This window comes from Novosphingobium sp. (genome assembly GCF_031417815.1).
In the GTDB taxonomy this organism is placed as follows: domain Bacteria; phylum Pseudomonadota; class Alphaproteobacteria; order Sphingomonadales; family Sphingomonadaceae; genus Novosphingobium.
In genome coordinates this window covers 90020-114399 of sequence record NZ_JANOWI010000030.1, presented here as the reverse complement: position 1 = coordinate 114399, position 24380 = coordinate 90020, and the positions used below count along the sequence as shown (strand labels likewise).

At 63.7% G+C, this 24380-nt stretch carries 24 protein-coding genes and 1 tRNA gene; 5 read left to right on the top strand and 20 right to left on the bottom strand.

The window, feature by feature from the left end:
- Positions 1–9 precede the first annotated feature (9 nt).
- Both RMN99_RS07740 and RMN99_RS07735 read right to left on the bottom strand, forming a co-directional pair.
- Positions 10–216 (bottom strand): hypothetical protein, encoded by a 207-nt coding sequence (locus RMN99_RS07740; RefSeq protein WP_309622726.1) that lies wholly within the window; start codon positions 214–216, stop codon positions 10–12.
- 110 nt (positions 217–326) lie between these two features.
- Positions 327–1931: an AMP-binding protein gene (locus RMN99_RS07735; RefSeq protein WP_309622725.1), complete on the bottom strand. Its 1605-nt coding sequence runs from the start codon at positions 1929–1931 to the stop codon at positions 327–329.
- Between the two features lie 199 nt (positions 1932–2130).
- Here RMN99_RS07735 and RMN99_RS07730 point away from each other — a divergent pair, with 199 nt between their 5' ends.
- Positions 2131–2535, top strand: coding sequence for a hypothetical protein (locus RMN99_RS07730; protein WP_309622724.1), 405 nt, complete (start codon positions 2131–2133; stop codon positions 2533–2535).
- 54 nt (positions 2536–2589) lie between these two features.
- On the opposite strand, the gene RMN99_RS07725 is transcribed toward RMN99_RS07730, so the two are convergent.
- From RMN99_RS07725 to RMN99_RS07690, 8 genes are all read right to left on the bottom strand, one after another.
- Positions 2590–3375: a phosphoadenylyl-sulfate reductase gene (locus RMN99_RS07725; RefSeq protein ID WP_309622723.1), complete on the bottom strand. Its 786-nt coding sequence runs from the start codon at positions 3373–3375 to the stop codon at positions 2590–2592.
- Complete coding sequence (locus RMN99_RS07720; RefSeq protein ID WP_309622722.1) at positions 3368–3796, bottom strand: DUF934 domain-containing protein; 429 nt, start codon at positions 3794–3796, stop codon at positions 3368–3370. The genes RMN99_RS07725 and RMN99_RS07720 overlap by 8 nt, the downstream gene beginning before the upstream one ends.
- On the bottom strand, positions 3789–5417 hold the full coding sequence (locus tag RMN99_RS07715) for a nitrite/sulfite reductase (protein ID WP_309622721.1): 1629 nt from the start codon (positions 5415–5417) through the stop codon (positions 3789–3791). Before RMN99_RS07715 ends, RMN99_RS07720 begins: the two co-directional genes overlap by 8 nt.
- Positions 5417–5713, bottom strand: a complete 297-nt coding sequence (locus RMN99_RS07710) for a DUF2849 domain-containing protein (RefSeq protein WP_309622720.1) — start codon at positions 5711–5713, stop codon at positions 5417–5419. Before RMN99_RS07710 ends, RMN99_RS07715 begins: the two co-directional genes overlap by 1 nt.
- Positions 5710–6483, bottom strand: coding sequence for a uroporphyrinogen-III C-methyltransferase (gene cobA, locus RMN99_RS07705; protein WP_309622719.1), 774 nt, complete (start codon positions 6481–6483; stop codon positions 5710–5712). The genes RMN99_RS07710 and cobA overlap by 4 nt, the downstream gene beginning before the upstream one ends.
- A gap of 62 nt (positions 6484–6545) precedes the next feature.
- Entirely contained in the window at positions 6546–7757 is a 1212-nt protein-coding gene (gene metC / locus RMN99_RS07700; RefSeq protein ID WP_309622718.1) for a cystathionine beta-lyase, read from the bottom strand.
- A gap of 137 nt (positions 7758–7894) precedes the next feature.
- A complete protein-coding gene (gene sseA, locus RMN99_RS07695) occupies positions 7895–8734 on the bottom strand; it encodes a 3-mercaptopyruvate sulfurtransferase (RefSeq protein ID WP_309622717.1) in 840 nt (279 codons plus the stop codon).
- A 112-nt stretch (positions 8735–8846) separates the two neighbouring features.
- The gene (locus RMN99_RS07690) at positions 8847–10049 is read right to left on the bottom strand and encodes a hypothetical protein (RefSeq protein ID WP_309622716.1); all 1203 of its coding nucleotides are present in this window, start codon (positions 10047–10049) and stop codon (positions 8847–8849) included.
- A 121-nt stretch (positions 10050–10170) separates the two neighbouring features.
- On the opposite strand from RMN99_RS07690, the gene queF reads away from it, so the two are divergent.
- Complete coding sequence (queF, locus tag RMN99_RS07685) at positions 10171–10620, top strand: preQ(1) synthase (RefSeq protein WP_409035242.1); 450 nt, start codon at positions 10171–10173, stop codon at positions 10618–10620.
- On the opposite strand, the gene RMN99_RS07680 is transcribed toward queF, so the two are convergent.
- The 10 genes from RMN99_RS07680 to RMN99_RS07635 form a co-directional block, all read right to left on the bottom strand.
- Positions 10617–11720, bottom strand: a complete 1104-nt coding sequence (locus tag RMN99_RS07680; RefSeq protein ID WP_309622714.1) for a class V aminotransferase — start codon at positions 11718–11720, stop codon at positions 10617–10619. The genes queF and RMN99_RS07680 overlap by 4 nt on opposite strands.
- A complete protein-coding gene (locus RMN99_RS07675) occupies positions 11717–12511 on the bottom strand; it encodes a tryptophan 2,3-dioxygenase (RefSeq protein WP_309622713.1) in 795 nt (264 codons plus the stop codon). Before RMN99_RS07675 ends, RMN99_RS07680 begins: the two co-directional genes overlap by 4 nt.
- A gap of 317 nt (positions 12512–12828) precedes the next feature.
- Positions 12829–14526, bottom strand: a complete 1698-nt coding sequence (locus RMN99_RS07670; protein WP_309622712.1) for a DUF885 domain-containing protein — start codon at positions 14524–14526, stop codon at positions 12829–12831.
- Positions 14527–14605: 79 nt separating this feature from the next.
- The gene (locus RMN99_RS07665; protein ID WP_309622711.1) at positions 14606–15760 is read right to left on the bottom strand and encodes an acyl-CoA dehydrogenase family protein; all 1155 of its coding nucleotides are present in this window, start codon (positions 15758–15760) and stop codon (positions 14606–14608) included.
- The gene (locus RMN99_RS07660) at positions 15757–16746 is read right to left on the bottom strand and encodes an acyl-CoA dehydrogenase family protein (RefSeq protein WP_309622710.1); all 990 of its coding nucleotides are present in this window, start codon (positions 16744–16746) and stop codon (positions 15757–15759) included. Before RMN99_RS07660 ends, RMN99_RS07665 begins: the two co-directional genes overlap by 4 nt.
- Positions 16747–16910: 164 nt before the next feature.
- On the bottom strand, positions 16911–17363 hold the full coding sequence (locus RMN99_RS07655) for a hypothetical protein (RefSeq protein ID WP_309622709.1): 453 nt from the start codon (positions 17361–17363) through the stop codon (positions 16911–16913).
- Positions 17360–18034 (bottom strand): hypothetical protein, encoded by a 675-nt coding sequence (locus RMN99_RS07650; RefSeq protein WP_309622708.1) that lies wholly within the window; start codon positions 18032–18034, stop codon positions 17360–17362. The genes RMN99_RS07655 and RMN99_RS07650 overlap by 4 nt, the downstream gene beginning before the upstream one ends.
- Before the next feature lie 191 nt (positions 18035–18225).
- Positions 18226–18301 (bottom strand) — tRNA-Thr (locus tag RMN99_RS07645).
- A 66-nt stretch (positions 18302–18367) separates the two neighbouring features.
- The gene (locus RMN99_RS07640; RefSeq protein WP_309622707.1) at positions 18368–19516 is read right to left on the bottom strand and encodes an alpha-hydroxy acid oxidase; all 1149 of its coding nucleotides are present in this window, start codon (positions 19514–19516) and stop codon (positions 18368–18370) included.
- Positions 19516–20385, bottom strand: a complete 870-nt coding sequence (locus RMN99_RS07635) for a neutral zinc metallopeptidase (RefSeq protein ID WP_309622706.1) — start codon at positions 20383–20385, stop codon at positions 19516–19518. The genes RMN99_RS07640 and RMN99_RS07635 overlap by 1 nt, the downstream gene beginning before the upstream one ends.
- An 82-nt stretch (positions 20386–20467) precedes the next feature.
- Between RMN99_RS07635 and RMN99_RS07630 the strand changes: the two genes are divergently transcribed.
- The 3 genes from RMN99_RS07630 (at position 20468) to guaB (ending at position 24379) form a co-directional block, all read left to right on the top strand.
- Complete coding sequence (locus RMN99_RS07630) at positions 20468–21223, top strand: 3-hydroxybutyrate dehydrogenase (protein ID WP_309622705.1); 756 nt, start codon at positions 20468–20470, stop codon at positions 21221–21223.
- A 90-nt stretch (positions 21224–21313) separates the two neighbouring features.
- A complete protein-coding gene (locus RMN99_RS07625) occupies positions 21314–22822 on the top strand; it encodes a M20/M25/M40 family metallo-hydrolase (RefSeq protein WP_309622704.1) in 1509 nt (502 codons plus the stop codon).
- Between the two features lie 102 nt (positions 22823–22924).
- Complete coding sequence (guaB, locus tag RMN99_RS07620; protein ID WP_309622738.1) at positions 22925–24379, top strand: IMP dehydrogenase; 1455 nt, start codon at positions 22925–22927, stop codon at positions 24377–24379.
- Position 24380: the final 1 nt, after the last annotated feature.

Sequence of the window (24380 nt, the reverse complement as noted above, 5' to 3'; positions counted from 1 at the left end):
CGCGCCTCGCTAGACTTTCGAGCGGATCAGCAGCGCTTCAGCGGCATTGTCCTGCAGTTTCAGCATCAAGGATTCGATCCCCATCGCGCAAATCACATGTTCGCCCGATGAAAAGTGGATCGCCGTGCCGTAAACGTCCTCGCGCAGATAGGTGATCTGCTCGGTATTGACCACGGTGGTGTGGCCTTCCTCGATCTCGATGACAGATAGCTTCATGATCGCGCACTCCATTGCTGGAAGCCTCTTTGGCTTTTTCGCTGCGACCTTTTGGACTAACGCCTGTTTACCACGAATTGTCCGGTTTGGCCAAGCGCTGCCGATCAAGCTCAGATTTCGCCGGCAAGCCACTGATCACGCAAGGCAAACTTCTGGATCTTGCCCGATCCGGTGAGCGGCCAGACATCAACCGCGATCCAATGCCGGGGTGTTTTCTGTGCGGCCATGTTGGAGCGGCAATGGGCGATGAGCGCGCCGGGATCGAGGCGCGCGCCTTCGGTCATACGCACGAAAGCAGCCACGGCCTCGCCGAATTTCTCGTCCGGCACGCCAACCACGGCAACCTCGGCCACATCGGGATGTTCGAGCAACACATTCTCGATTTCGGCGGGAAACAGGTTTTCGCCGCCGCGAATGATCATTTCCTTGACCCGTCCGGTCACGCGCAGAAAGCCGCGCCGGTCCATCGTGCCCAGATCGCCGGTGTGCAACCAGCCTTCGGCATCGATCGTCTTGGCAGTGGCTCGCGGATCGTCGTTGTAGCCCAGCATCAGGCTGTAGCCGCGCGCGCAGATCTCGCCCACGGTATCCACCGGCACAACCGCGCCCGAGGCCGGATCGCGGATCGACAATTCGGTATGTGGCATGGCCTGGCCAACCGTGTGGCACTGATCGTCGAAGCTGTCTTCGGGGCGCGTCTGGGTGAGCAGCGGTGAGGTTTCGGTCTGGCCGTAAACGATGTAGAACTGGCACCCCAGCCGGTCAGCCACCCGGCGGATCAGTTCGGGCGGAACCATCGAGCCGCCCGATCCGGCCATGGTGATGTTCGAGAAATCGCGCGGCGTATGGGCGTCGGCTTCGAGCATGGCGATCAGCATGGTGGGCACACCCATCATCCCGATCACGCCTTCGCCTTCGATCAGCGCATTGGCCTGCTGCGGTTCGAAGGCGCGCATCAGCACCATCCGGCCACCGAATTGCACTGCGCCAAGCACTGCCAAGCCGCAGCCAGCGGTGTGGAACAGCGGCATCATCACCAGCGTCGTCGCGCCGCGCGGCATGCCCATACGGACGGAACTGTGGCGGGCATTGTTGGTGATGCCGTGATGGTGCAGCACCACGCCCTTGGGAAAGCCGGTGGTGCCCGAAGTGTACTGGATCTGCACCGCATCACGTGGTTTGACCGTGGGCAGCACAAGGGCCGGGCCAGCCATGCGAAACAGCGCGGCATGATCTTCAAGGTCCACCACTTCGCGGACCGCCGGGATATCGGCCACCACTTCGGCAGCGATCCGGGCCATCGGGTTGCCGCGATGCTCGGCGATCAGGAACAATCCCACCGCGCCCGATTGCTCCAGCACATATTTGAGCTCACGCGGCTGGTAACCGGGGTTGACCGTCACCAGCACCAGTCCGGCCAGCGCCAGGCCAAATTCGGCGATCACCCATTCGGGCAAGTTGGGTGCCCACACGGCGATCCGTTCGCCGGGTTCAAACCGGGTGAGCAGAGCCTGGGCGAGACGCTCGCTGTCGGCCAGCAATTCAGCGTAGGTCCAGCGCCGCTGCAGCAGCCCATCGCCATCGGCTTCGACAAGAACGTGGCTTTGAGGCATCAAGGCTGCCGCCTGACGCAGCACACTGCCAACCGTGGAATCAAACAGCGCTTCATCGGCCTGCGCCGGGCTATGGGATTCGATCAGGTCAAGCGCGTACATCGGCCTCTCCACAAGCGCTGCTTTCCGTAGCGTCATGCGACCCGCTGCAGAAGTGACCTCAAAAGCCGGGGAATTGCAATAGGTTTGCAGTTCCAGGCGCGCATTTGGCGATTTCAAAGCATGCGCCTAATCTCGCGCTGGGTTCGCGAGTCGCGCGCGCGGAGAAACATCGCCGCGCCGATCACGGAGAGGAAGCCCTATGAAAAAGCTACTTGCATTCGCCGCCCTGGCGGCACTTTCCGCCTGTTCAAAGCCAGCCCCTGCACCCGAAGCGGAAGCCACGACTGCGGCTGAGGCGACGTCTGCAGCGGCCCAGAACATCGCCGCCGACGGGAAATCCTCGGTCGGCATGTTCAAGGTTACGACCCACGACGGCAAAACCGTGATGGAAGACGTGAAAGCCGACGGCACCTATGTCGATACGGTCGACGGCAAGGTCGTTGAAACCGGCAGGTGGAACCAGAAGTCACCAAGCCAGTATTGCTACACCAGCGACGAAAAAGACGCCGTCGAGAAGTGCGGCGAAGAGAAAGTCGAAAACGGCGTCTGGACCAGCAAGAACCCCAAAGGCGAAGTCGCGACAGTGGTTCGCATCGAAGGCTGACTTGTAACCCAGCCATGGCGCTGACCCGCATTGCGGTTGCCGCCGTGGCTGGATTTACAGGTAGGGTTCGTATCCGGGCGGCAATTTCTGCGCCACGCCATCGGCGTGGATGCCGCATTCGGTCTTGTCCCAGCCCTTCCAGCGGCCCGAGCGCGGGTCTTCACCTGGCGTAACCATGGTGGTGCAGGGCGAGCATCCGATCGAAGGATAGCCCTGCGCCACCAGCGGGTGTGCGGGCAGACCGGTGGCGGCGAAATAGCTGGCGATCTGGTCGCTGGTCCAGTCGGCCAAGGGGTTGACCTTGAGCCGGCCGGCCTGATCGGTCAGGTCGATCTCGAAGCGCGGCAACCCGGCGCGGGCCGCGTTCTGGAAGCCTTTGCGTCCGGTGAAAGTGGCGTCGAATCCAGCCAGCGCCTTGGCCAGCGGCTGAACCTTGCGAATCTCGCAGCAGCCATCGGGATCATAGGACCAGCGCAGGCCGGTCTCATCGCGCTTGGCCAGCGCCTGCGCATCGGGGGTCAGGTTGATCACGTTGGTCAGCCCCAGCCGCTGCGCCAGTTCGTCGCGGTAGGCCAGCGTCTCGGGGAAATGCTTGCCGGTTTCAAGGAACAGCACCGGCACGTTGCGATCGATATCGGCCAGCAGGTGCAGCAGCACCGCGCTTTCCGCGCCGAAGCTGGACACCGCGGCGATCCGCCCCGCCAGTCCTTCAGCCATTACTGCCGCCAGCATGTCGCGGGTCGATACACTGGCGAAGCGCGCATTGAGCGCGTCCGCATCGGCCTGTGTGAAACGCGCCGCGGTGTCGATCCGGTCGATCCGGCGGGCGGCTTCAGCCATGCCGCTTGGCCCAGATCGGGGCGCGGCCATCGGTGGTTGGCTGGTAAACTTCAGCAAAGCGCGCAAAGGCGTTTTCCGCATCAACCGGATTGACCGGCGGATCGGGCGCAAATGCATCGAACCCGCAGCGCCGCAGCAGCGCCAGGTGATCGACCGGCAATTCGCCCACGGCGCGCAGTTCGCCTGTATAGCCGGCCTCACGCAACACCCGCGCCGAGGAGAACCCGCGCCCATCGGTAAAGACCGGGAAGTTGACCTCGATCAGCTTGAGCCGATCAAGATAGGGCAGCAGATCGCGCGCGTCATCGCCGGGTTCGAGCCGGACTGCGGTGGCATTGGTCTGCGAACCAAACACGTCGACCGTTACGCCGGGATCAGCGACCGGCTCATCTTCGCGGAAGCGAAACTGGACGTCACCCATAGATCGCCTCCTTGAACGGGGCCATGCCGACACGGCGGTAGGTATCGATGAAGCGCTCCTCGCCCTGCTTGTTGACCAGGTAGACTTGCGTGGCGGTCTCGATCGCATCGACGATCCCGTCCTCGGAAAAGCCGGGGCCGGTGATCGTGCCGAGCGAGGTATCGTCGCCCTCGCATCCGCCGAGCAGCAGCTGGTAATTCTCGGTGCCTTTGCGATCGACCCCGAGGATGCCGATGTGGCCCGCGTGGTGGTGCCCGCAGGCGTTGATGCAGCCCGATATCTTGAGTTTGAGCTCGCCGATCTCGGCGCGGCGCGGGGCGAGCCGCGCGCTGAGCTTCTGCGCCACCGGGATCGAGCGGGCGTTGGCGAGGCTGCAATAGTCGAGCCCCGGGCAGGCGATGATATCGTCGATCGCATCAAGGTTTGGGGTGCCCAGGCCATTTGCCTCCAAAGCCTGCCACACTGTGTAGAGATCGGCCTTGCGGACATGCGGCAGCACAATGTTCTGGGCATGCGTAACGCGCAGCTCGTCGAAGCTGTACTTGAGGCCGAGATCAGCCATCAGCCGCATCTGGTCGGCGCTGGCATCACCCGGAATTCCGCCCACCGGCTTGAGGCTGATCGTCGCGATCATGTAGCCGGGTTGCTTGTGCGCGGCGCAGTTGCGATCCACCCACAGCGCGAAATCCGGGTCCGAGCGGTCGAGCTCATCGCTCGCGCCGGCTTCGTAGGCCGGATCGGGGAAATGCGCCTTGATCCGCTCAAGCTCAGCCAGTGGCGGCTCGATTCCTTGCGTGAGCAGGTGCGCGAATTCTTCCTCGACCTGGCGGGTGTACTCGTCTTTGCCGAGCTCATGGACGAGGATTTTGATCCGCGCCTTGTACTTGTTGTCACGCCGGCCGTAGCGGTTGTAGACCCGCAGGCAGGCTTCCGAATAAGTGATCAGCTGGTCGAGCGGGACGAATTCGCGGATCAGCGGCGCGATCATCGGGGTGCGGCCCATGCCGCCGCCGACGTAGAATGCCGCGCCGATTTCGCCCGCCGCATTCTTGACAATGCGAATGCCGATATCGTGCAGTTTCATCGCTGCGCGGTCGGTTTCGCTGGCGATCACCGCGATCTTGAACTTGCGCGGCAAGACGAGAAATTCCGGGTGGAAGCTCGACCACTGGCGCAGCAGCTCGGCATAAGGGCGCGGATCGACCAGCTCATCGGCGGCAGCGCCGGCATACTGGTCCGAACTGATGTTGCGGATGCAGTTTCCGCTGGTCTGGATCGCGTGCATCTCAACCTTGGCGAGCTCGGCCAGCAAGTCTGGGGTCTGGTCCAGCTGGATCCAGTTGTACTGGATGTTCTGCCGCGTGGTGAAGTGGCCATAGCCGCGGTCGTAAGTATCGGCGATATCGCCCAGCACCCGCATCTGCGCCGAGCTCAGCGTGCCATAAGGCACCGCAACGCGCAGCATATAGGCGTGCAATTGCAGGTAGAGCCCGTTCTGCAACCGCAGCGGCTTGAAGTGATCCTCGCTGAGGTGCCCCTCAAGACGGCGCTTCACCTGGTCGCGAAATTCCTCGACCCGGGTATCGACCATCGCCTGGTCATATGTGTCGTACTTGTACATCAGATCACCCAGTTGCCGGCTTCGGGATCGGCCGGCTTCAAAGTCAGGTCAGTGCGCACGGTCGGGCCGAGCGCGCGGATGCGGTCCTTGATGTGGGCCGGACGAACCCCGCGTTCATCCTTTACCGCGTCGATCGCATAGGCGGCGTTGACCCGGCGCGATGCCTGTTCGCGCGCCAGGATCGTATCGGCGTGCTCACCGACATCGACCGCGTCCTCGACGTGGAGCGACCACTGCACGCCGTCCCACCACGTAACCGCGCCGCTCTTCAAATCATTCCCGGTCAGGATCTTCACTGTGCAGCCTCCAGCGCCAATTCGCGCAAGGTGTTGAGTTCAGGTTCGCCCGCAGCTTCGCCGATCACGATCACTGCCGGGCTTTTGATTTTGCGCGCGGCAACCAGCGCGGGCAGGCCAGCCAGCGAAGTACGCAGCACGCGCATCTGAGGCCGGGTGGCGTTCTCGATCACCGCGACGGGTATTTCGGGGGCCAGGCCATCGGCGATCAGCTTGTCGGCAATCGCTTCCGATGTGGCCAGGCCCATGTAGATCACCAGCGTGCGGCCTTTGCCGGCCAGCCCGGTCCAGTCCTGCGCGCTCAGCCCTTTGCACTGACCCGCAACGAAACTGACCACCGAAGCGTGGTTGCGGTGCGTCAGCGGCATCTGCGCCGCCGCAGCCGCACCGATCGCGGCGCTGATCCCGGGGACCACTTCGACGGGGACACCGGCTGCACGGCAAGCCTCAGCCTCTTCGCCGCCGCGCCCGAAAATGAACGGATCGCCGCCCTTGAGCCGCACGACATCGCGGCCCGCCAAAGCTTCACGCACCAACAACGCGTTGATCTCATCCTGCTGCATGGTGTGGCGCGAGCGCTGCTTGGCAACCGAGATCAGTCGCGCCGTCGGCCGCGCAAGCGCAAGCACCGCGGGATCGACCAGTCCGTCGTGAACAATCAGCGCTGCGTTCATCACCAGCCGCGCCGCGCGCAGAGTCAGCAGATCGGGATCGCCGGGGCCGGCGCCGACCAGCCAGACCTTGCCGGGGGAGGGGGAATGCACGTTCATCTTGCCACATTTGGCATGCGGGGCCGGTATTGCCAGTCAGAATGGCTTGCCCGCGTGGAAGGTCAGCTTTGCGCCCAGGCGGCCAGGCCCCGTTCCAGATCGGCGATCAGATCGGCCGGGTCTTCCAGCCCGATCCACAGCCGGATCGCCAGCGCGCCTGCCGGATCGATCCCGCGCGGCGGCCACGGCATTGCGGTGCGATCGCGCTCGGGATGCACACCCAGCACCAGGCTTTCGAAACCACCCCAGCTGTAACCGATCCCGAACAGCGAAAGCGCATCGACCAGCCGGTCGCGCGCGGGCGCATCTCGGCCGGCCATGACCACGGTCATCAGCCCGCAACCGCCGGTAAAGTCACGCTTCCACAGATCGTGGCCGGGCGCGCCGGGCAGCATCGGAAACAGCACGGCGGCCACTTCATCGCGCTGCTCGAGCCATTCGGCGATCGCCAGGCCGGACACAGATGATCGTTCGAGCCGCACCCCCATGGTGCGCAGGCCGCGCAGCGCCAACGCGCAATCATCGGGCGATGCCTGCTGGCCCAGCATCAAGGAGCGTTTGCGCAGCCTGGGGTAGTACTGGGCGTTGGCGGTCACGCTGCCCAGCATCAGATCGGAATGGCCGCCGACGTGCTTGGTCAGCGCCAGGATCGACAGGTCTACCCCGTGGCGGATCGCCTGAAAGCCGGTCGGCCCGGCCCAGGTATTGTCGAGCAATACCGCGAGCCCGCGCGCCTTGGCAGCCTTGGCCAGCGCGGGCACATCGCAGACTTCCATGCTGAGGCTGCCGGGGCTTTCAAGCAGCACAGCGCGGGTCTTGTCCCCGATCGCGGCCGGAAATCCGGCCAGATCGAGCGGATCAAAAAACCGCACGGTGATGCCGTAATCGCGCAGCGCGTGAACGGCGATGTTGCGGCTGGGATCGTACGAATTGTCCGACACCAGCACCTCGTCGCCGGCTTTCAGCACGCTGAGCAGCGCCATCGCCGGGGCGGCGAGGCCGGTCGGGTAGAGCATCGTGCCCGCCGCGCCCGGCTCAAGTTCGGTCAGCGCATCGGCCAGCGCCCACTGGGTCGGCCCGCCGCGCGCGCCATAATGGAACAGGCCATCGGCATTGACGTGCCGGCCGGCTTCCTGCGCGGCGCTGTCTTCATACAGATAGGTGCTGGCCCGCCAGACCGGCGGGTTGACCGCGGGGCCGGTCCATTCGGGCCTGCGCCCCGCCGCAACCAGGCGGGTCGCGGCGGCGATGTCCTTGGGTGGTTGCTTCGCCATAACGCTCCAAAGTCCCACGCCCGCTTGCGGGTGGGGTTAGGGGTGGGCGCGCGGCCACAAGGTCGCGCTATCACATCGGCGTAGCTAGCCCACCCCCGGCCCCTCCCGCAAGCGGGAGGGGAGAAGCGACTGAGCGATCAGGCCTTCACAGCCTTGGGCGTATCAGGATCGGCACCCCATTCGGTCCAGCTGCCGTCATACAAGGCAGCGTCTTCCTTGCCGATCAGGGCCAGACCGAACAGCAGGACGCAGGCAGTGACCCCGCTGCCGCAGCTGGTGATCACCGGTTTGGCCAGATCGACCCCGGCAGTCTCAAACGCGGCCGTGATCCCGGCCTTGTCCTTGAAGGTGCCATCGGCGTTGAACAACGCCGTAAAGGGGACGTTGAGCGAACCGGGGATGTGGCCCGATGCGATGCCGGGCCGCGGGTCTTCTTCTGCACCAGACCAGCGCGCTGCGCCGCGGGCATCGACCACTTGTTCGTCCTTGCCATGGAGGTTAGCCAGCACCTGCGCCTTGGTGCGCACGTTGCCATCATCCTGCCAGGCGGTGAAATGGCGGTGGCGCAGGGTTTCCTTGCCTTGCGCGAGCGGGCGGCCTTCGGCCTTCCACTTGGCGATCCCGCCATCGAGGATCGCGACATCGTGCGCGCCGAACATCTTGAGCATGAACCAGGCGCGCGCCGAAGTTTTCACCGCGCTGTCATCGTAAAGCACGATCCGGCTGCCATCGCCCAGCCCCAACGACTGCATCCGGCTGGCGAATTTCTCCGCCGGGGGCAGCATGTTCTCGGTCGCGTGGCTGGTGTCGGTCAGGTCCGCGAGGTCCATGAACACCGCGCCGGGGACGTGCCCGGCTTCGTATTCGGCCAGCGGATCGCGGCCCGTGCCCGGCAAATGTTTGGTGCAATCGACAATCCGAAGATCGCTTGCGCCCATTTCGTTGGCAAGCCACTCGGTCGAAACCAGACTATCCATAATATTCGCGTCCTCCTCGCGCAGGTCGGTTCACCTGCCAGCGCCCTCTTTCGCTGCAGTTGCGAAAAAGACTAGCCGCGTGAAGGCCCCGCGTCGAGGGGGAGAATCGGGATTAACCGACTGCTTTCTGGCCGACCCGCGAATAGGTGCGCGGGCCAAGGTCAAGCCGGAACGGGCGCAGCGCCGCGCCGGGCTGCTCGGGCAGCTCGCCGACAACCCAGGTCTTGACCTGCACCACGGCTATTCCCGCCGCTGTGCTCGCCTCGATCCGCAGCCGCGCGAGCGGCACGAACAGGGCGGCATCGCCGGCCCGGATCGGCACCAGCGTTGCCAGCGGCAAACGAAAATCACCTATGAATTCAGCGCTTTCGCCGGGTCCCAGGGTAACCAGCGCGTGGCGCAGTTCAAGCCGCTGGGTGTCGCCGGCGATCTGTTGTTCGGCCGGCAGCGAACCATGTGCGGCGATCATATCGCCTTCGACCGCCAGCGCGGTCAGCGCCTGGTCGGTGGTGTTGGTCAGCGTCAAGGCATAGCTCAGCGTGGTCGCCATCAGCGATGCGCTCATCCGCCGCGCTTCAAGGGTGATCGTGAGCGCGCCGGTGTTGGCAGCGGCGGGAAGCGGCGCTGCCACGGGTGCTGCGACCGGCTGCGGTGCTGGCGGGGACGGTTGGGGTTGCGGCGAGGGTTGGCGCACCACCGGAGGTTCGAATTCGAAGACTGCCGTCACCGGCTTGCGGCGGCGCCACCACAATATCCCGAACAGCGCGGCCAGCAGCGTTGCCGCTCCGGCAAGCCACGGCCAGTACCAGCCCGATGGCGCCGCAGGTGCGTCATCGCTTGCGCTGGGAAGCGCGAAGGCATCGCTTGGCAGTGCGGCGGGCGTGGCGCCCTCGGCCGTGATGGTGGGTGTGGCCAATGGATCAATCGCGGGCGCAGCGGCGGTGCCGGGTGCCACCGAATCTGTTCGCGCAGCCGTTACCGGCTGAGCATTTGCCGGCTGGGCGGTGCGCGGCGCGGGGGCTCGGCCCGGTGTGGCGGCCGTGCCGGGGCGAGGCTGCGGCGCGGCCTTGCTTGGTGCGATGGTCGGAACGGGCACCGGCGTGAAAGTCGCCACCGCGCTCGGTGCCGGACGCGGAGTAGCGCGGACGACCGGGTTGTCATCATCAACCGGGCCTTGCGCGCGCGGATTGGCGGTCGGGCGCGCGGTCGGCACCGAAAACACCGGCGTATCCTGCGCAGGCGCAGGCACGGGGACAAGCGCCAGCATCAGCGCCAAGGCACCGCCGGCTCGCGTTATCCCCCCGAAGATGTTCATTGCTGTGTCCACATATGCGCTGGTGGCGGGCGATAGGCCCACTCGCCTTGAATAGGAAGTGAACCTTGCGCCGCCAACCGCTCACTTGTGCATTTGGCGCGATCGGGGCATGGCGCGTTGCATGGCAGACACACTTCACCTGGGGCAGACCAGCACGCTGCCCGCCTCGCCCGAAGCGGCCGTGCTGGACTATGTGCCCAACCCGCGGGCAGGTGCGCTCTATCTGGTCCGTTTTGCCGTTCCGGAATTTACCAGCCTGTGCCCGGTCACCGGCCAGCCCGATTTCGCGCATCTGGTGATCGATTATGCGCCGGGCGAAACGATCGTCGAATCAAAGAGTTTGAAGCTGTTCCTGAGCAGCTTTCGCAACCATGCGGGTTTCCACGAGGACGTGACCGTGGGGATCGGCCAGCGCCTGTTTGCCGAAATGCAGCCGCGCTGGCTGCGCATCGGCGGTTACTGGTATCCGCGCGGCGGGATCCCGATCGACGTGTTCTGGCAAAGCGGCCCGGCCCCCGAAGGGCTGTGGGTGCCAGAGCAAGGCGTGGCGGGCTATCGCGGGCGGGGCTAGGCGCGCAGTCGTCCGATCAGCGCGTCCACATCGTTCGCATCCTGATACAGTGCGAAGCCGATCCGCAAGACATCACCGCGCAAGTCGGTGACGACGCCCGCTTGGTTCAGCGCATCGTGGAGTGCCGGTGCCCGGTCTCCTTGCAGCGCCAGGAAGCGCGCTTGCGGCCCACTGATCAGGCGCAGATCAGGCCTAGGATCAGCGCTGAGAAACCGCGTCTTCAATGCATCACAGTGCGCGGAAATTGATGCCGTCGTCAGGCCTTCGCTGGCAAGCATCCGCTGCACCGCGTTGAAACGGTAGAGCCCGCTGGCATCGAACGTGCTGCCTAGAAACCGGCGTCCATCGGGGGCATAGCCGACTTCGCCTTGCCGCGCCGCCAGATCGTCGAAGGCCGCGTACCAGCCGGTTACTTCGGGGCGCGGGGCATAGCCGGGCGGAGCGTGGAGGAAGCACACCCCTTCCCCCGCCATCGCGTACTTGTAGCCGCCCGATAGGTAGAACGCCTGTCCGGCAATGGCCGACAGGTCGGTCGGGGTGGCCATAAAGCCGTGATAGCCATCGATCACCACCCACGGACCTTCGGGCCGGGCCAGCGCGGCCAGCCGTTCCAGTCCGCCCAGCGCCTGGCCCGAATTGAACTGGACCTGGCTTGCATAGATCAGATCAAACCCGCCCGCCTCGGCGGTTTCCACCACCTGGTCTAGTGGCACGGTGACCAGTTCTATCCGTCCGGCTTCGGCCCAGCGCAGCGACTGGCGGCGGAACGAGTGAAACTCGCCGTCGCTGGCCAGCACGCGCGGGCGTTCCATCGGTAGCGCGGAGACAATGCGGACCAGAAAATCGTGGGTATTTGGCGAAAAGGCGATCGTGGCCGGATCGGGCAAAGCCAGTTCGCGGGCAATGTGGCGCTGGGCCTCGGGGATCACTTCGGAAAAGATCCGGTCCCACTTGTGATCGGCCAGCATCGCGGCGTCTTCCCACGCTGCGATCTGCCCTGCGTAGCTCGCATCGGGCCACAAGTGATGGCTTTGCGCGGCGAAGTGCAGCCGGTCCGGAGCTGCTTCCAATGCGCGGCTGAACAGGTGCTTGAAGCTCACAGCGCGGTCCTCAGGCTCCACAGTTCGGGGAAAGCGCGCTTGCCGATTGTCGATTGCAGATAGCTTACGCCCGAGGTGCCGCCGGTGCCCATCTTGCCGCCGATCACACGTTCCACCGTCAGGACGTGCTTGTGCCGCCAGGTCGCCATGCCATCGTCGAGATCGACCAGCTTTTCGGCGAGCTGGTAAAGCTCCCAGTACTGCTCGGGCTGCTGGTAGACCTTGAGGAACGCAGCTTCGACCCCCGGGTTGGGCTGGTAGGCTGCGGTCACATCGCGTTCCAGCACTTCTGCTGGAATTGCGAGTCCAGCGCGGGCTGCGGCGCGGATCGCCAGATCCCACAGGCTGGGGGCATCGAGCGCCGCCTGCATCGCTGCCTTCGCAGCAGGCCGATCGTTCTGATAGGCGAGGAACCGCGGGTCCTTGAGGCCGAGCATGTATTCGATCGTGCGGAACTGGTCGGACTGGAACCCGCTCGATGGGCCCAGCACATCGCGGAAGCGGGTGTAATCGCTCGGCGTCATGGTCGCCAGCACGTCCCAACTCAGCGTCAGCACCGCCTGGATCCGGCTGAACCGCGCCAGCGCCTTATAGGCCGGGACCAGCGCGCCGCTTTGCACCTGCGCCGCCGCCAGCTTCAGTTCGCGGATCGCCTGCTTGAGCCACAGTTCCTTGGTCTGGTGGATGATGATGAACAGCATCTCATCATCGCAGTCCGATTGCGGCTGCTGGCAGGCGAGCAGCGCATCAAGATCAAGATAGCGCGCGTAAGTCATCGGGGCGTGGGTCATGCCAAAGGCATCGCCGCAACCGGTTTCAATTGCAAGCAGTTGCGGCGTGCCCAGCGAAAGGCAGGCGTGTTTGATAGAGCGGGATTACTGGTTCACGCAGAGACCGCAGAGGAGAAAGAGAGGCGCAGAGCTGGAGCGCGTGGTGCCGAAGGCGCGCTCGTCTTCGAGGGCAGCATCAACGGGATCGTTGGATTGGCAGGCGGCTTCGCCGCAAACACAAGCCCTCCGCGCCTCAATTTTCTCCTCTGCGGCCTCTGCGCGAACCATTGAAGCCTCACGCAAAAGCCGAATGCCTGCGCACAAACTCCACGCCCGATTCAGAACGCCGCCTTGGCGTCCTTTTCCGCCATCATCGATTGGCGCACCAGCGGGATTGGCGGGCCGCCATAGGACAGGAAGGTATCGTGAAACGCCTTCCATCCGGCGCGACCGCCGCGCGTCGCGGTCCAATCGGTGCGCAGTTTGCGGATCATCAGCTTGCCCAGCGTGTAGTTGAGGTAAGCGGGATCATAAGTCCCGCGCGCGGCCTGCTGTTCGGCGGTGCCTTCATCCTGGAAGCATTCGGTGATGAACAATTGCTTGGATTGTTCCTGCGTCATCCCGCGCGCGTGCATGCCGATCGCGGAGAGGTAGCGGCAATTGCGCAGCAGCGCATTAGACAGCTGGCCGATGTGGGTTTCCGCATCCTCCGCGCCGTATCCGGCCTCCCACATCAGCTCCTCGCTGTAGTGCGCCCAGCCTTCAGCAAAGGCATAGCCCACGAACAGCCGCCCGAACATCGACGGGCTGCGGTTGGCGTGGAGGAATTGCAGGAAGTGGCCTGGCATCACCTCGTGGACGCTGGTGAACAGCAGGTCCTTCTTGCCGGGGATATAGGCCAGCTGCTTTTCCATCGGCCAGCTCGGATCGGGCGCGGCGATGTAGTAGATTGAGGGGATGCCTTTTTCGAACGGTCCGGGCGGATCGATATAAGCGCCGTTCTGCGCATTGTAGGGCGGGCTCTGGCGGACCAGCGCCTGCTCGGTGCCGGGGATGGTGACCAGATCCTGCGCTTTGACGAACGCGGTGAGCTCAGGGATCTGGCGGGTCGCTTCGGCCACCGCGCCGCCATCGGGGCGGTTGGCGTTAAGCTGCACCATGCATTCGCCCACCGTTTTGCCCGGCGCGAACTTGCCGCATTCCTCGCTCAAGGCGGCCTTGTTGCGCGCCAGATCGTCGCGGCCAGCCTGTTCGAGCACAGCCAGCGGAACGTCGACGCCTTCGGTCGCGCTGAGCATCCGGGTGAACTTTGCTTCGCCCAGCACAAAGTCCTGCGTGGCGGTCTTTTCCTGACCCTTTAACCAGTCGGTCAGCCCCTGCATCGCGGCGGCGGCCTTGGTTGCGCTTGCGACCAGCTGCTTTTGCAGCGCTGCATCGGACACATCGGCAAACGCCTTGATCATGTCGCCCTTGTAGAATTCGGCATAGCCGCCAAACGCCGAAGTGCCGAACGCGATGAAGCTTTTGGGGAGCGGCGCCTTGCCCAGATTGGCCTGCACCTGTCCGGCCGCACCCGGCACCCCATCAAGGAACGCGATCAGCGCTTTCAGCCGGGTCGGGCGATCGGCATATTCGCGGGTCAGATAGACGTTGGGATCGAAATTGCCGACGTACCACGCCGGGTTCTTGTGCGGCTGGTCGGCCTCTTCCAGCCAGAACAGCTGGCCTTCGGCGGCCTTGACGATGTAATCGCGGGTGAAGGTGTCTTCGGGCGACAAGCCATCATAGCCCTTGGCCGAGGCAATCACGCCGCGCAGAAAATCGCCGCGTGCTTTCAGCCCGGTATCGCTCCAGTCAGCCCATTTGCCATCGAACTGGTGCGCGCCTTGATAGACCGCAAAGTAGGGATCGACTTTCAGCCAGCTATCGATCGTGTTTTGCGTGAAGGTGGTGAAATCGTCCTTTGGCGCAGCGGGCTGGCACCCGGCAATGGCCGTCGCGGCCAGCAGCGCCATCAAGGCGGGGCGGAATTTCATGTTTACTCTCCCAATCGATGCTCTGCAGCGCAGGCTGATCGCTTGAGTGGGATTGCGCAACGCTGAACCGACGAACGGCTTACCGCGTTCCAAGACCACGCGCGATGATCCCGCGCAGGATTTCACGCGTTCCCCCGCGCAACGACCAACTGGGGGCATTGTGAACGATGTTGGCCAGCACTCCGGCATAGGCCATCTGGCTGCGCGGATCAGGCTCTTCGTCCACCAGGGAGCGCGCCATATCGGGCAGCACCTGTTCCCACACCGCGCCAACATCCTTGACGATCGCGGCCTGAAGACCCGCATCCTGCTTGTGCTGCAGCATCCCCGCAACCGAGCGCGACAGGCGGCGCAGCACCGCCAGTTGCGCGGTTAGCCGCCCGATGGTGATCTGCGCAGCATCGCTGTTCCTGCCCTGCAGCATGGCGATCAGCTGGTACATCAACTCGATCGAGGAGAGGAACCGTTCGGGACCGGAACGTTCGAACGCCAGTTCGCTCATCACCTGGTTCCAGCCATCGCCTTCCTGCCCCAGCAGGTACCTGGCGGGCACTGCGGCATCTTCGAAATGCATTTCGTTGAAGTGATGCTGCCCGGCCAGATCGATGATCGGCTTGATCGTCAGCCCGGGGGTGTTTTTCAGATCGACCAGCAACTGGCTGGTTCCGGCGTGGCGGTCTGCGGGCGTGCCGCTGGTGCGGCAGAACAGGATCACGAAATCGGCTTCGTGGGCAAAGCTGGTCCAGACCTTGGTCCCAGTTACGCGGTACACATCGCCATCGCGCACCGCCTTGGTGCGGGTGGCGGCAAGGTCGCTGCCCGAATCTGGCTCGCTCATGCCGATCCCGAAGGCCAGTTCGCCCTTGGCTATGCGCGGCAGGATCGTTTCCTTCAGCTCATCGGTGCCAAACTTGATGATCGAGGGGCCGGACTGACGATCGGCGATCCAGTGCGCGCCAACCGGCGCGCCAAAAGCCAACGATTCCTCGACGATCACCGCGCGCTCGAATGCGCTGCGTTCATGCCCGCCATACTGCTTGGGCCAGGTCATGCCGAGGTATCCGGCCTGACCCATTGCAAGGCTGAACGGGCGGCTGAAACCGTACCAATTGTCGCTGCGCTGGCGCGGGGTGCGGTCGCCCAATTGTTGTTCAAGGAACGCGCGGAATTCGGCCCGCAGCGCGATCACTTCGGCGCTGTCAGCGGGCGGGGCGAGGAAGGGAATAGCACTCATAGCTGTGTCACCATTGGCCAATATCCGGCCTCACCGGCATCAAGCGCGGCCTGGCCCAGCAGTTTCGCCCACATCACCTGCCCGCCAAATTCGTCGCGCCAAGTATACAGGCTGGTGGTGTAAAGGTGGAGGCGGTGTTCGCGGGTAAAGCCGATTGCGCCGTGCATCTGGGTGGCGATGGCCGCGCCGTTGCCGGCTGCCTCTCGGGCCCGCAGCGATCCGGCGGCGACACCGAGCGGGTCGCCGCGCACGAGGGCTTCACCGGCGAGATCGGCGGCGGCCGTGGCGCAGGCCAGTTCGCCGGCCAGCTTGGCCAGTTCGTGCTGCACCACCTGGAATTTCTGCAGCGCCTTGCCGAACTGCACCCGGGTGGCGGTATGATCGAGCGTCATGCTGAGCGCCGCTTCGAGCGCGCCGGCGATCTGGTAGGCGCGCAGCGTAGCCCCTTCGGCCAGCGGGCAGTGCGGCAGCGCGGCTTCGCCATCGATCGCCCAATCGAGCGCCAGCGTCGGGCGCGGATGAAAGTTGAGCGCCGTGCCTTGCTCGGCAATCGACCAGCCCGAACGCGGCACCCGGTAAAGCGTATCGCCCACCGCCAGCGCCAGGCAATCGAGCTGCTCACCCCAGGCGATACGCGCCACCGTGCCGGTCAGCTTGCCCTGCTGGGCCGTGAGGTGATCTGCGCGGGCGAGGCCAGCGGCCCCTTCGGCCAGCGCCAGACCAGCCGTGGCGAACAGCCGGTTGGCGCCCATTGTTTCGGCCACCGGGAGCGGCATGGCGTGGCGGCCCAGCAGGCGCAGCGCTTCACCCTGATCGGCAGCGTCTAGCCCGAAACCGCCCTGCGCCTCGCTCAGCAGAGCGAGCGGCAAGCCCATTCCCTCAACTTCGGCCCACAGCGCCGGCAACCATTCACCGCTGCGGGCCTTGGCCTGGCCCTTATCGTCCAAATGACGATCGAGCAGCCGTTCGATCATTTCAGCAAGCATGGCGGTGCGCGCTTCCTCGTCTGGGGTCTGGTGCCGGCTAGAGGATTCGAACCCCTGGCCCCCTGATTACAAATATTAGAAAACAACGGTTTTCTGCGGGTTACAGCGTCCATTTCCTTCCAACATTAGGCGTTTTTGGGTCCATTGTTGGAAGGATCGGAAGCTCACTTTTTCTTTCGAAGGAGCTTGTAAGCTTTGTCGATATCAATTTGCAACTTGGTGATTGCACGATCGGTCGAGCCCCATCCCCAAGGGACCTTGAAGCATTCCCCAGGCTTGGAATTTCGGAGCATCTCTTCGATGTGTGGCCACCAGTAGAATAGGTAAGAGATTTGGACGTTGCGCTTCTGGCGAGGCCACTTTTGGTCGAGCACGATTAACCGGAGACCCGTTTCTCTGATCGCCACGATTTCGTGTGGCTTTCTCGTCATCTCGAAGTCGCCGCCTATGATGGCTTCGCCACCAGCATCCGCGAATTTCCGAACCCAAAATTGATCGTCAATCCCGCGAGCGCTATGGTCATCAACCGTTTCGAGAGTCATGTCCTTGGAGAGCAGCATTTCTCTCAAAAGCCCCGTAAGCTTCGGGGCTACGTTCTCATCGGCGCAGATCCTCAATGCAGCGGCCGCAACTCAAAACGGATCGCTTCGTCCACTTCCGACTCATCAACATCGAACCAATCGGCCACCTCGGCACTCTGGCGTTCGTTCGCGATCCAGAATTCGAATAGTGTTCTGGTTGGAATGAACCGATCGGAGATCACTGGACGGCCAAATGCATGCAGCGGCGACACCATCACGTTTGGAGCGATGTTCGGCACCGGCACCCACTTCTTGGCTAGGCCTGCGACCGTGAATTCCAGATCCCGAGCAAAGATGCTTTCGATAATGTCGTACATTTCGACTTGCTTCGTCATGAGGTTGAGCAGTCGAAGGTCACCTGTTTCCTCAGCGGTCTCGAGGAAAATCTGCTTGCGGTCCGTTTGGAACTTTGCGGTGCATGTGGCGAAGGGATGGGACACACCCAGTTCCGCCCTTGCTGTCTCAGCAGCGACGCGTAGCGACTGCAGACTGATCTTCGTTCTGCGGAAATGTTCCACAAATCGAATTTCGATCAGGTCCAAAAAGCTAACTTCATGCACGGGGCCAACGCGCTGGTAATCGCGCTCGATGACCGGTGCACCGCCTGAGCGGGTTGGCTCCAACCAGTTAACAACCCGGCGGCCGCTTTCCATGCCGAGCAGACGCGCCGCTTCGGTCAGCGTGTAAAACCCGCCGCTGACGTCCACGTTTTGTGCATCTGGTCGCATAATCTGGCGCTATCCAAGTCTAAATCTGAGTGCTGGCGAGAGCGAACAATATAGGTGCGCGGCTTAACATTTCGAGAACCATACGCTCCCTTTGTTGGAATTCCAACATGGAAGATGTTGGAAGGTTTGTTGAAATAAGCCGTCTAAACATTTGTAATATAACGAAATTATGGTGCCGGCTAGAGGATTCGAACCCCTGGCCCCCTGATTACAAATCAGGTGCTCTACCAACTGAGCTAAGCCGGCCCGTTTTCAAACCTGACCCTTGGTGTCGGACAGCCTTTGCGACAGCGCGCGGCAAAGGTCCAGTCCCTAACGCCAGCGCAGCCTGTCTGGACCCAGCTGATCGACGCGGGTCACGCCCATCAGTTTCATGCCGCGTTCGATCTCTTCCTTGAGGATTGTCAGCGCGCGTTCGACGCCGTCCTGTCCGGCCGCGGCAAGGGCATAGAGGTAAAGCCGTCCGCCCGAAGCCGCAGTGGCTCTGGCGCAGAGGCTCTTGAGCACATGGGTGCCGCGCCGCACCCCGCCATCGCAAATGATCTCGATCCGCCCGCCAACCGCATCGACAATCTCGGGCAACTGGTCGAACGGCGCGCGGCTGCCATCCAGCTGGCGGCCGCCGTGGTTGGACAGCATGATCGCATCGATCCCCATATCAGCCGCGCGGCGCGCATCGGCCGCGCTCATCACGCCTTTGAGGCAGAACGTGCCGCCCCAATCATTGCGGATCTGCTCGACCATCTTCCAGTCCATCGACTGGTCGAGCATTTCGGAAAAGTACTTCTGGATCGAGACCGATTGCGCGGTGCCCTCTTTCACGTGGGTATCGAGATTGGGCAGCGAGAATTTTTCGCGAAGCAGGTAGTCTAGCGCCCAGCGCGGCCGAAGCGCATAGGACAGCGCCGAACTTGCGGTGAACGTCGGCGGCGACGAAAAGCCCGAGCGCAGGCAGCGTTCGCGTTTTCCGCCAACGATGGTGTCGACCGTCAGCGCGATGCAATCGAACTTCGCCGCCCGGCAACGTTCGATCATGCTGGCGTTAAGCCCCTTGTCTTTGTGGACATAAAGCTGGAACATTTTGGGACCGCTGGTCAGTGCCGCGATCTCTTCGATGCTGACCGTCGCGAGGCTGGAAATGCCGCACCACAGTCCGAACTTGTCCGCTGCGCGCGCCACCGCACGCTCGCCCTGCCAGTGAAACACGCGCTGCAAAGCGGTGGGGGAAAGCACCAGCGGCAGTGCGCTTTTGCGGCCCAGGATCATGCACGACGGGTCGATCGTCTCAACCCCGGCGAGCACATCTGGTACAAGATCCGCCCGATTGAACGCCTCAGTGTTGCGCGCCATGGTCAACTCGTCGTCCGCCGCGCCGTCAATATAGTCGAACACCGGCCACGGCAGGCGCGCCTTTGCCAGCTGCCGGAAATCGTTGATATTATGGCAGTCAGTAAGGCGCATCAGCGCCTGAGGTCGGCAAAGGTGTCGCAGCTGTCTTCGTTGCCGGTTTCCATGCCGCGGCGCAGCCACTGGGTGCGCTGGGCACTGGTGCCGTGGGTAAAGGCTTCGGGCGAAGCGCGGCGGCCGGCGTTTTTCATCAGCGTATCATCACCGATCTGGTGCGCCGCGTTGAGCCCGCTTTCCATATCGCCGGGCTCCAGCCGGTCCTTATTCTTGGCCGCCCAGACCCCGGCATAGCAATCGGCCTGCAGCTCAAGCCGCACCGACAGATCGTTGGCGCGGCGCGGGTTTTGCGCCTGCAGGCTGCGCACCTGGCCCGACATTCCGGTCAGGTTCTGGAGGTGGTGGCCATATTCGTGCGCGATCACATAATCGCGCGCGAACGGCCCGGTCGCGCCAAGCTCACGGTCCATCGTCGCGAAGAAATCGGTGTCGAGATAGATCCCGGCATCTTCGGGGCAATAGAACGGCCCCATTGCGCTTTGCGCCGCGCCGCAGCCCGAATTGCCGCGCTGCGAATAGAACACCAGCTTCGGATCGTCGAACCGGAAACTGGTTCCGGCAAACAGCGGCTGCCAGGTCTTGTTGAGCGAGTCCAGCGCATCGCAGCTCTGCTTGCTGGCGGCATCGATCCGGCAGCTGGTGGATTCGTCGGTGCCGCCAGCGGCGCCGGCCTGTTCCTGCGGCACGCCTTGATCCAGCCCGCCGATTAACTGGCCCGGATCGACCCCGAATACCATCGAGGCGATCAGCACGATCACGAGGGTGCCGCAGCCCATCTGGCCGCCGCGCCCCATCGGAAAACCGCCGCCACCGCCGCGCTGGTCTTCGACCTTGATGGCATCGGGATCGAAATCGTCTAGGCGCATGCGCAAGCTCCCGATTGGCTGGACAGTTTGGCGTCCCGCCGTATTGGGCAATGCTATACCGCCGCAACCAGTGGAGTCGATTATGTTTCTTGATGGCAAACGCGCGCTCGTCACCGGATCGACCTCGGGCATTGGTCTCGCCATTGCTCGCGCGCTGCACGCCGAAGGAGCCAAAGTGGTGCTGTCCGGGTTTGGCGAGGCCGACGCGATCGCCGCGCTGTGCGAAGAGCTGGACGCGGTCCATGTGCCTGCCGACCTGTCCAGGCGCGCAGGTGTCGAGGCGCTGATGGCCGGGGCGGGGCCGATCGACATTCTGGTCAACAATGCCGGGATGCAGCACGTTGCCCCGGTCGAGGACTTTCCGGTCGACAAATGGGATATGATCATCGCGCTGAACCTGACCGCCGCGTTCGATGCCAGTCGGCTGGCGATCCCGCACATGAAGGCCGCCGGGTGGGGCCGGATTATCAACACCGCCAGCGCCCACGCGCTCACCGCATCGCCGTTCAAATCGGCCTATGTCGCAGCCAAGCACGGGCTTTCCGGGCTGACCAAGACGCTGGCGCTGGAACTGGCGGCCGACAACATCACCGCCAATTGCATCTGCCCGGGCTATGTCTGGACGCCTTTGGTCGAAGGCCAGATCCCCGGTACCATGGCGGCACGCGGGATGACCCGCGAACAGGTCATCAATGATGTGATGCTGGTGCGCCAACCCACCCGCAAGTTTGTTCAGCCTTCGGACATCGGTGAGATGGCTGTGTTCCTGTGCCGTGACGCTGCCGCCAACATCACCGGGACCAACATCTCCATGGACGGCGGCTGGACCGCTGAATAGCCGCGCAGGCGTTGCCCTGGGGCCACGCTGCGCAGGTTCCGCGTATCACCGCTTGCAGCGCAGCCTGATTTGGTGTGTGTCGGCCCGGCGATGAAGCGTATCGGACAAGCGATGAAGCGGATGACGGTGCTGCTGCTGGCGGCGGCGCTGACGCTTGATCCGCTCGCCGCTGCGTCGCGCCAGGAAAAGGCTTTGGCCGAAACCAAGGGACAGCTGCTTTCGCACATCGCGGTTCTTGCCAGCGACGATTTCGAAGGGCGCGAACCCGGGACCGACGGCGAATCCAAGACACTGCGCTACATCGGCAAGCAATTCTTCGATCTGGGGCTGGTTTCGGGCACCAACGATCCGGGCCATCCGTGGTTTGCGCCGGTCACCGTTCTGGGGCGTGAACCAGCGACAAGCCGCGCGACTTTCTCCCGCAAGGGCAAACGCGTGTTCGTGCTGCAGCAGGATGTGCTGGTCTACACCTCGGGCAAGCGCGCGCTGGTGGAAAACGCGCCGCTGGTGTTCGTCGGCACCGGCAAGACAATCCCTTCGCGGGCTGATCTTGCCGGGCGGGTGGCGCTGCTGCTCGAAGCCGGGATTGACGGGTCTGATCGGCAGACCGCGCTGATCCAGGCCGGCGCGGCAGGCGTGCTGACCGTGCTGGACGGCGATCACACGCTCGAAAACGTGGCCGGGCACCGTCAGCGGCTGGGCTATGCGCTGGGCGGCGAGGAGCTGGGCGGCGATCTTGATGCGTTCATTGCGGGCAAGGCGCTCGATGCGGCGCTGGCGGGCACCAAACTTTCGGTCAAAGCGCTGCAGGACCGCGCCGCTGCTGCCGATTTTGCACCGATGGCAGTCGATCTGGCGGTCTCGCTGGAAGCGACCACGCGCGAAACCAAGATCCACACGCACAATTTCATTGCCAAGCTGCCGGGCAAGCGCCCGGCGCAAGGGGCGGTGCTGCTGATGGCGCATTGGGACCATTTCGGTACCTGCGCGCAGCCGCCCGCGGAACACCTGATCTGCAACGGCGCGATCGACAATGCCAGCGGCGTTGCGGTGATGATCGAAGTCGCACGGCGGCTCGCCAAGGGCCCGCAGCTGGACCGCGACGTCTATTTCGTGGCAACCACGGCGGAAGAACTGGGGCTGCTGGGGGCCAAGGCCTTTGCCGAAAACCCGCCGATCCCACTCAGCCGGTTCGTTGCCGCCTTCAATATCGACAGTGTCGCGATCGGTCCGGCGGGGCAGGCCTTTTCGATTGTCGGTCAGGGGCTGACCCCGCTTGATGCAGATATTGCAGCGGTGGCCAAGCAGCAGAAGAAGAAGCTGCTGATGGACAACCGCGCCGAAGCCTTTGTCCGCCGCCAGGACGGCTGGGAACTGCTGCAACATGATGTGCCAGCGGTGATGGTGACCAGTTCGTGGGGCGATGTGACCCGGGTCGAGGCGTTTCTGGAGAACGATTATCACCGCCCCAGCGATGTGGTAAGTCCTCGGTTGGAACTGGGCGCAGCGGCCGAAGATGTCGATTTTCTGACCGCTTTGGTGCGCTGGTTCGCCGATCCCAGGCGCGTTCCCTATCGCTCCGCCGCCAAACCTGGCTGAAACGGTTGCGGGGCATCTTGAAGGGGGTCTAGCCCTTTGGCCCCAGTGCGGTTACATGGGCCGCCACGAATCGCACCCCAACCCAGAGGCACTGTGGCAATCATCGACATCCCGCTTGGTCTGACTTTCGACGACGTTTTGCTGCGTCCGGCCGAATCCGAAATTCAGCCGTCCATGGCTGACACCCGCACCCGGCTGACGCGCGAGATTGCGCTCAACATCCCGGTGATCTCCTCCGCGATGGACACCGTGACCGAAGCCGACATGGCGATCGTGATGGCGCAATTGGGCGGAATCGGGGTGCTCCACCGCAACCTGACGGTCGAGGAACAGGTTGCCGCAGTACGCGCGGTGAAGCGCTTTGAAAGCGGAATGGTGGTCAACCCGATAACCATTTCGCCCGATGCTACACTGGGCGATGCGCGCGCGTTGATGGAAGCCAACCGGATCTCGGGCATTCCCGTGGTCGAAAATGGCGGCAAGCTGGTCGGCATCCTGACCAACCGCGATGTCCGCTTTGCCAACAATCCGGCCCAGCCGGTGCGCGAACTCATGACCCACGACAACCTGGCAACCGTTACCGCCGGGGTCAGCCAGGATGAAGCCAAGCGCCTGCTCCATCAGCGGCGGATCGAAAAGCTGTTGGTGGTCGATTCGAACTATCATTGCACCGGTCTGATCACCGTGAAGGACATGGAACGCGCAATTACCTATCCCAACGCCACCAAGGATGGTGCCGGACGGCTGCGCGTGGCAGCTGCCACCACCGTGGGTGACAAGGGCTTTGAACGCAGCGAAGCGCTGCTGGCAGCCGAATGCGATGTGATCATCATCGATACCGCGCACGGCCACAACAAGGACGTTGCCCGCGCGGTCGAACGGGTCAAGCGGCTGTCCAACTCAGCGCAGGTGATCGCCGGCAATGTCGCCACTTATGAAGCCACCCGCGCGCTGATCGATGCCGGGGCCGATGCGGTAAAAGTCGGGATCGGGCCGGGCTCGATCTGCACCACCCGCGTGGTCGCCGGGGTTGGCGTGCCGCAGCTCACCGCGATCATGGATGCGGCCCGCGCGGCCGAAGAAAGCGGCGTGCCGATCATCGCTGACGGCGGCCTGCGCACCAGCGGCGATGCGGCCAAGGCACTGGCCGGCGGCGCTTCGACCATCATGGTCGGATCGATGCTGGCAGGGACCGAGGAAGCACCCGGCGAGACGTTCCTGTATCAGGGGCGCGCCTACAAGAGCTATCGCGGGATGGGCTCGGTCGGCGCGATGGGCCGGGGCAGCGCCGATCGCTATTTCCAGGGCGATATCAAGGACCAGATGAAGCTGGTGCCCGAAGGAATCGAAGGCCAGGTGCCCTACAAGGGTCCGGCGCGCGATGTGGTTCACCAGCTGGTCGGCGGGATCAAGGCAGCGATGGGTTACACCGGCAGCGCCACGATCGAAGAGCTCAAGGTGCGCGGCCAGTTCGTCCAGATCACCAACGCCGGGCTCAAGGAAAGCCACGTCCACGACGTGACGATCACCCGCGAGGCGCCGAACTACAAGCTGTGAC

Bases quoted from the DNA above. Each gene is read 5' to 3' on its own strand.
- RMN99_RS07740 (WP_309622726.1), bottom strand. From the start codon at position 216: ATGAAGCTATCTGTCATCGAGATCGAGGAAGGCCACACCACCGTGGTC.
- RMN99_RS07735 (WP_309622725.1), bottom strand. From the start codon at position 1,931: ATGTACGCGCTTGACCTGATCGAATCCCATAGCCCGGCGCAGGCCGAT.
- RMN99_RS07730 (WP_309622724.1), top strand. From the start codon at position 2,131: ATGAAAAAGCTACTTGCATTCGCCGCCCTGGCGGCACTTTCCGCCTGT.
- RMN99_RS07725 (WP_309622723.1), bottom strand. From the start codon at position 3,375: ATGGCTGAAGCCGCCCGCCGGATCGACCGGATCGACACCGCGGCGCGT.
- RMN99_RS07720 (WP_309622722.1), bottom strand. From the start codon at position 3,796: ATGGGTGACGTCCAGTTTCGCTTCCGCGAAGATGAGCCGGTCGCTGAT.
- RMN99_RS07715 (WP_309622721.1), bottom strand. From the start codon at position 5,417: ATGTACAAGTACGACACATATGACCAGGCGATGGTCGATACCCGGGTC.
- cobA (WP_309622719.1), bottom strand. From the start codon at position 6,483: ATGAACGTGCATTCCCCCTCCCCCGGCAAGGTCTGGCTGGTCGGCGCC.
- metC (WP_309622718.1), bottom strand. From the start codon at position 7,757: ATGGCGAAGCAACCACCCAAGGACATCGCCGCCGCGACCCGCCTGGTT.
- sseA (WP_309622717.1), bottom strand. From the start codon at position 8,734: ATGGATAGTCTGGTTTCGACCGAGTGGCTTGCCAACGAAATGGGCGCA.
- RMN99_RS07690 (WP_309622716.1), bottom strand. From the start codon at position 10,049: ATGAACATCTTCGGGGGGATAACGCGAGCCGGCGGTGCCTTGGCGCTG.
- queF (WP_409035242.1), top strand. From the start codon at position 10,171: ATGGCAGACACACTTCACCTGGGGCAGACCAGCACGCTGCCCGCCTCG.
- RMN99_RS07675 (WP_309622713.1), bottom strand. From the start codon at position 12,511: ATGACCCACGCCCCGATGACTTACGCGCGCTATCTTGATCTTGATGCG.
- RMN99_RS07670 (WP_309622712.1), bottom strand. From the start codon at position 14,526: ATGAAATTCCGCCCCGCCTTGATGGCGCTGCTGGCCGCGACGGCCATT.
- RMN99_RS07665 (WP_309622711.1), bottom strand. From the start codon at position 15,760: ATGAGTGCTATTCCCTTCCTCGCCCCGCCCGCTGACAGCGCCGAAGTG.
- RMN99_RS07660 (WP_309622710.1), bottom strand. From the start codon at position 16,746: ATGCTTGCTGAAATGATCGAACGGCTGCTCGATCGTCATTTGGACGAT.
- RMN99_RS07640 (WP_309622707.1), bottom strand. From the start codon at position 19,516: ATGCGCCTTACTGACTGCCATAATATCAACGATTTCCGGCAGCTGGCA.
- RMN99_RS07635 (WP_309622706.1), bottom strand. From the start codon at position 20,385: ATGCGCCTAGACGATTTCGATCCCGATGCCATCAAGGTCGAAGACCAG.
- RMN99_RS07630 (WP_309622705.1), top strand. From the start codon at position 20,468: ATGTTTCTTGATGGCAAACGCGCGCTCGTCACCGGATCGACCTCGGGC.
- RMN99_RS07625 (WP_309622704.1), top strand. From the start codon at position 21,314: ATGAAGCGTATCGGACAAGCGATGAAGCGGATGACGGTGCTGCTGCTG.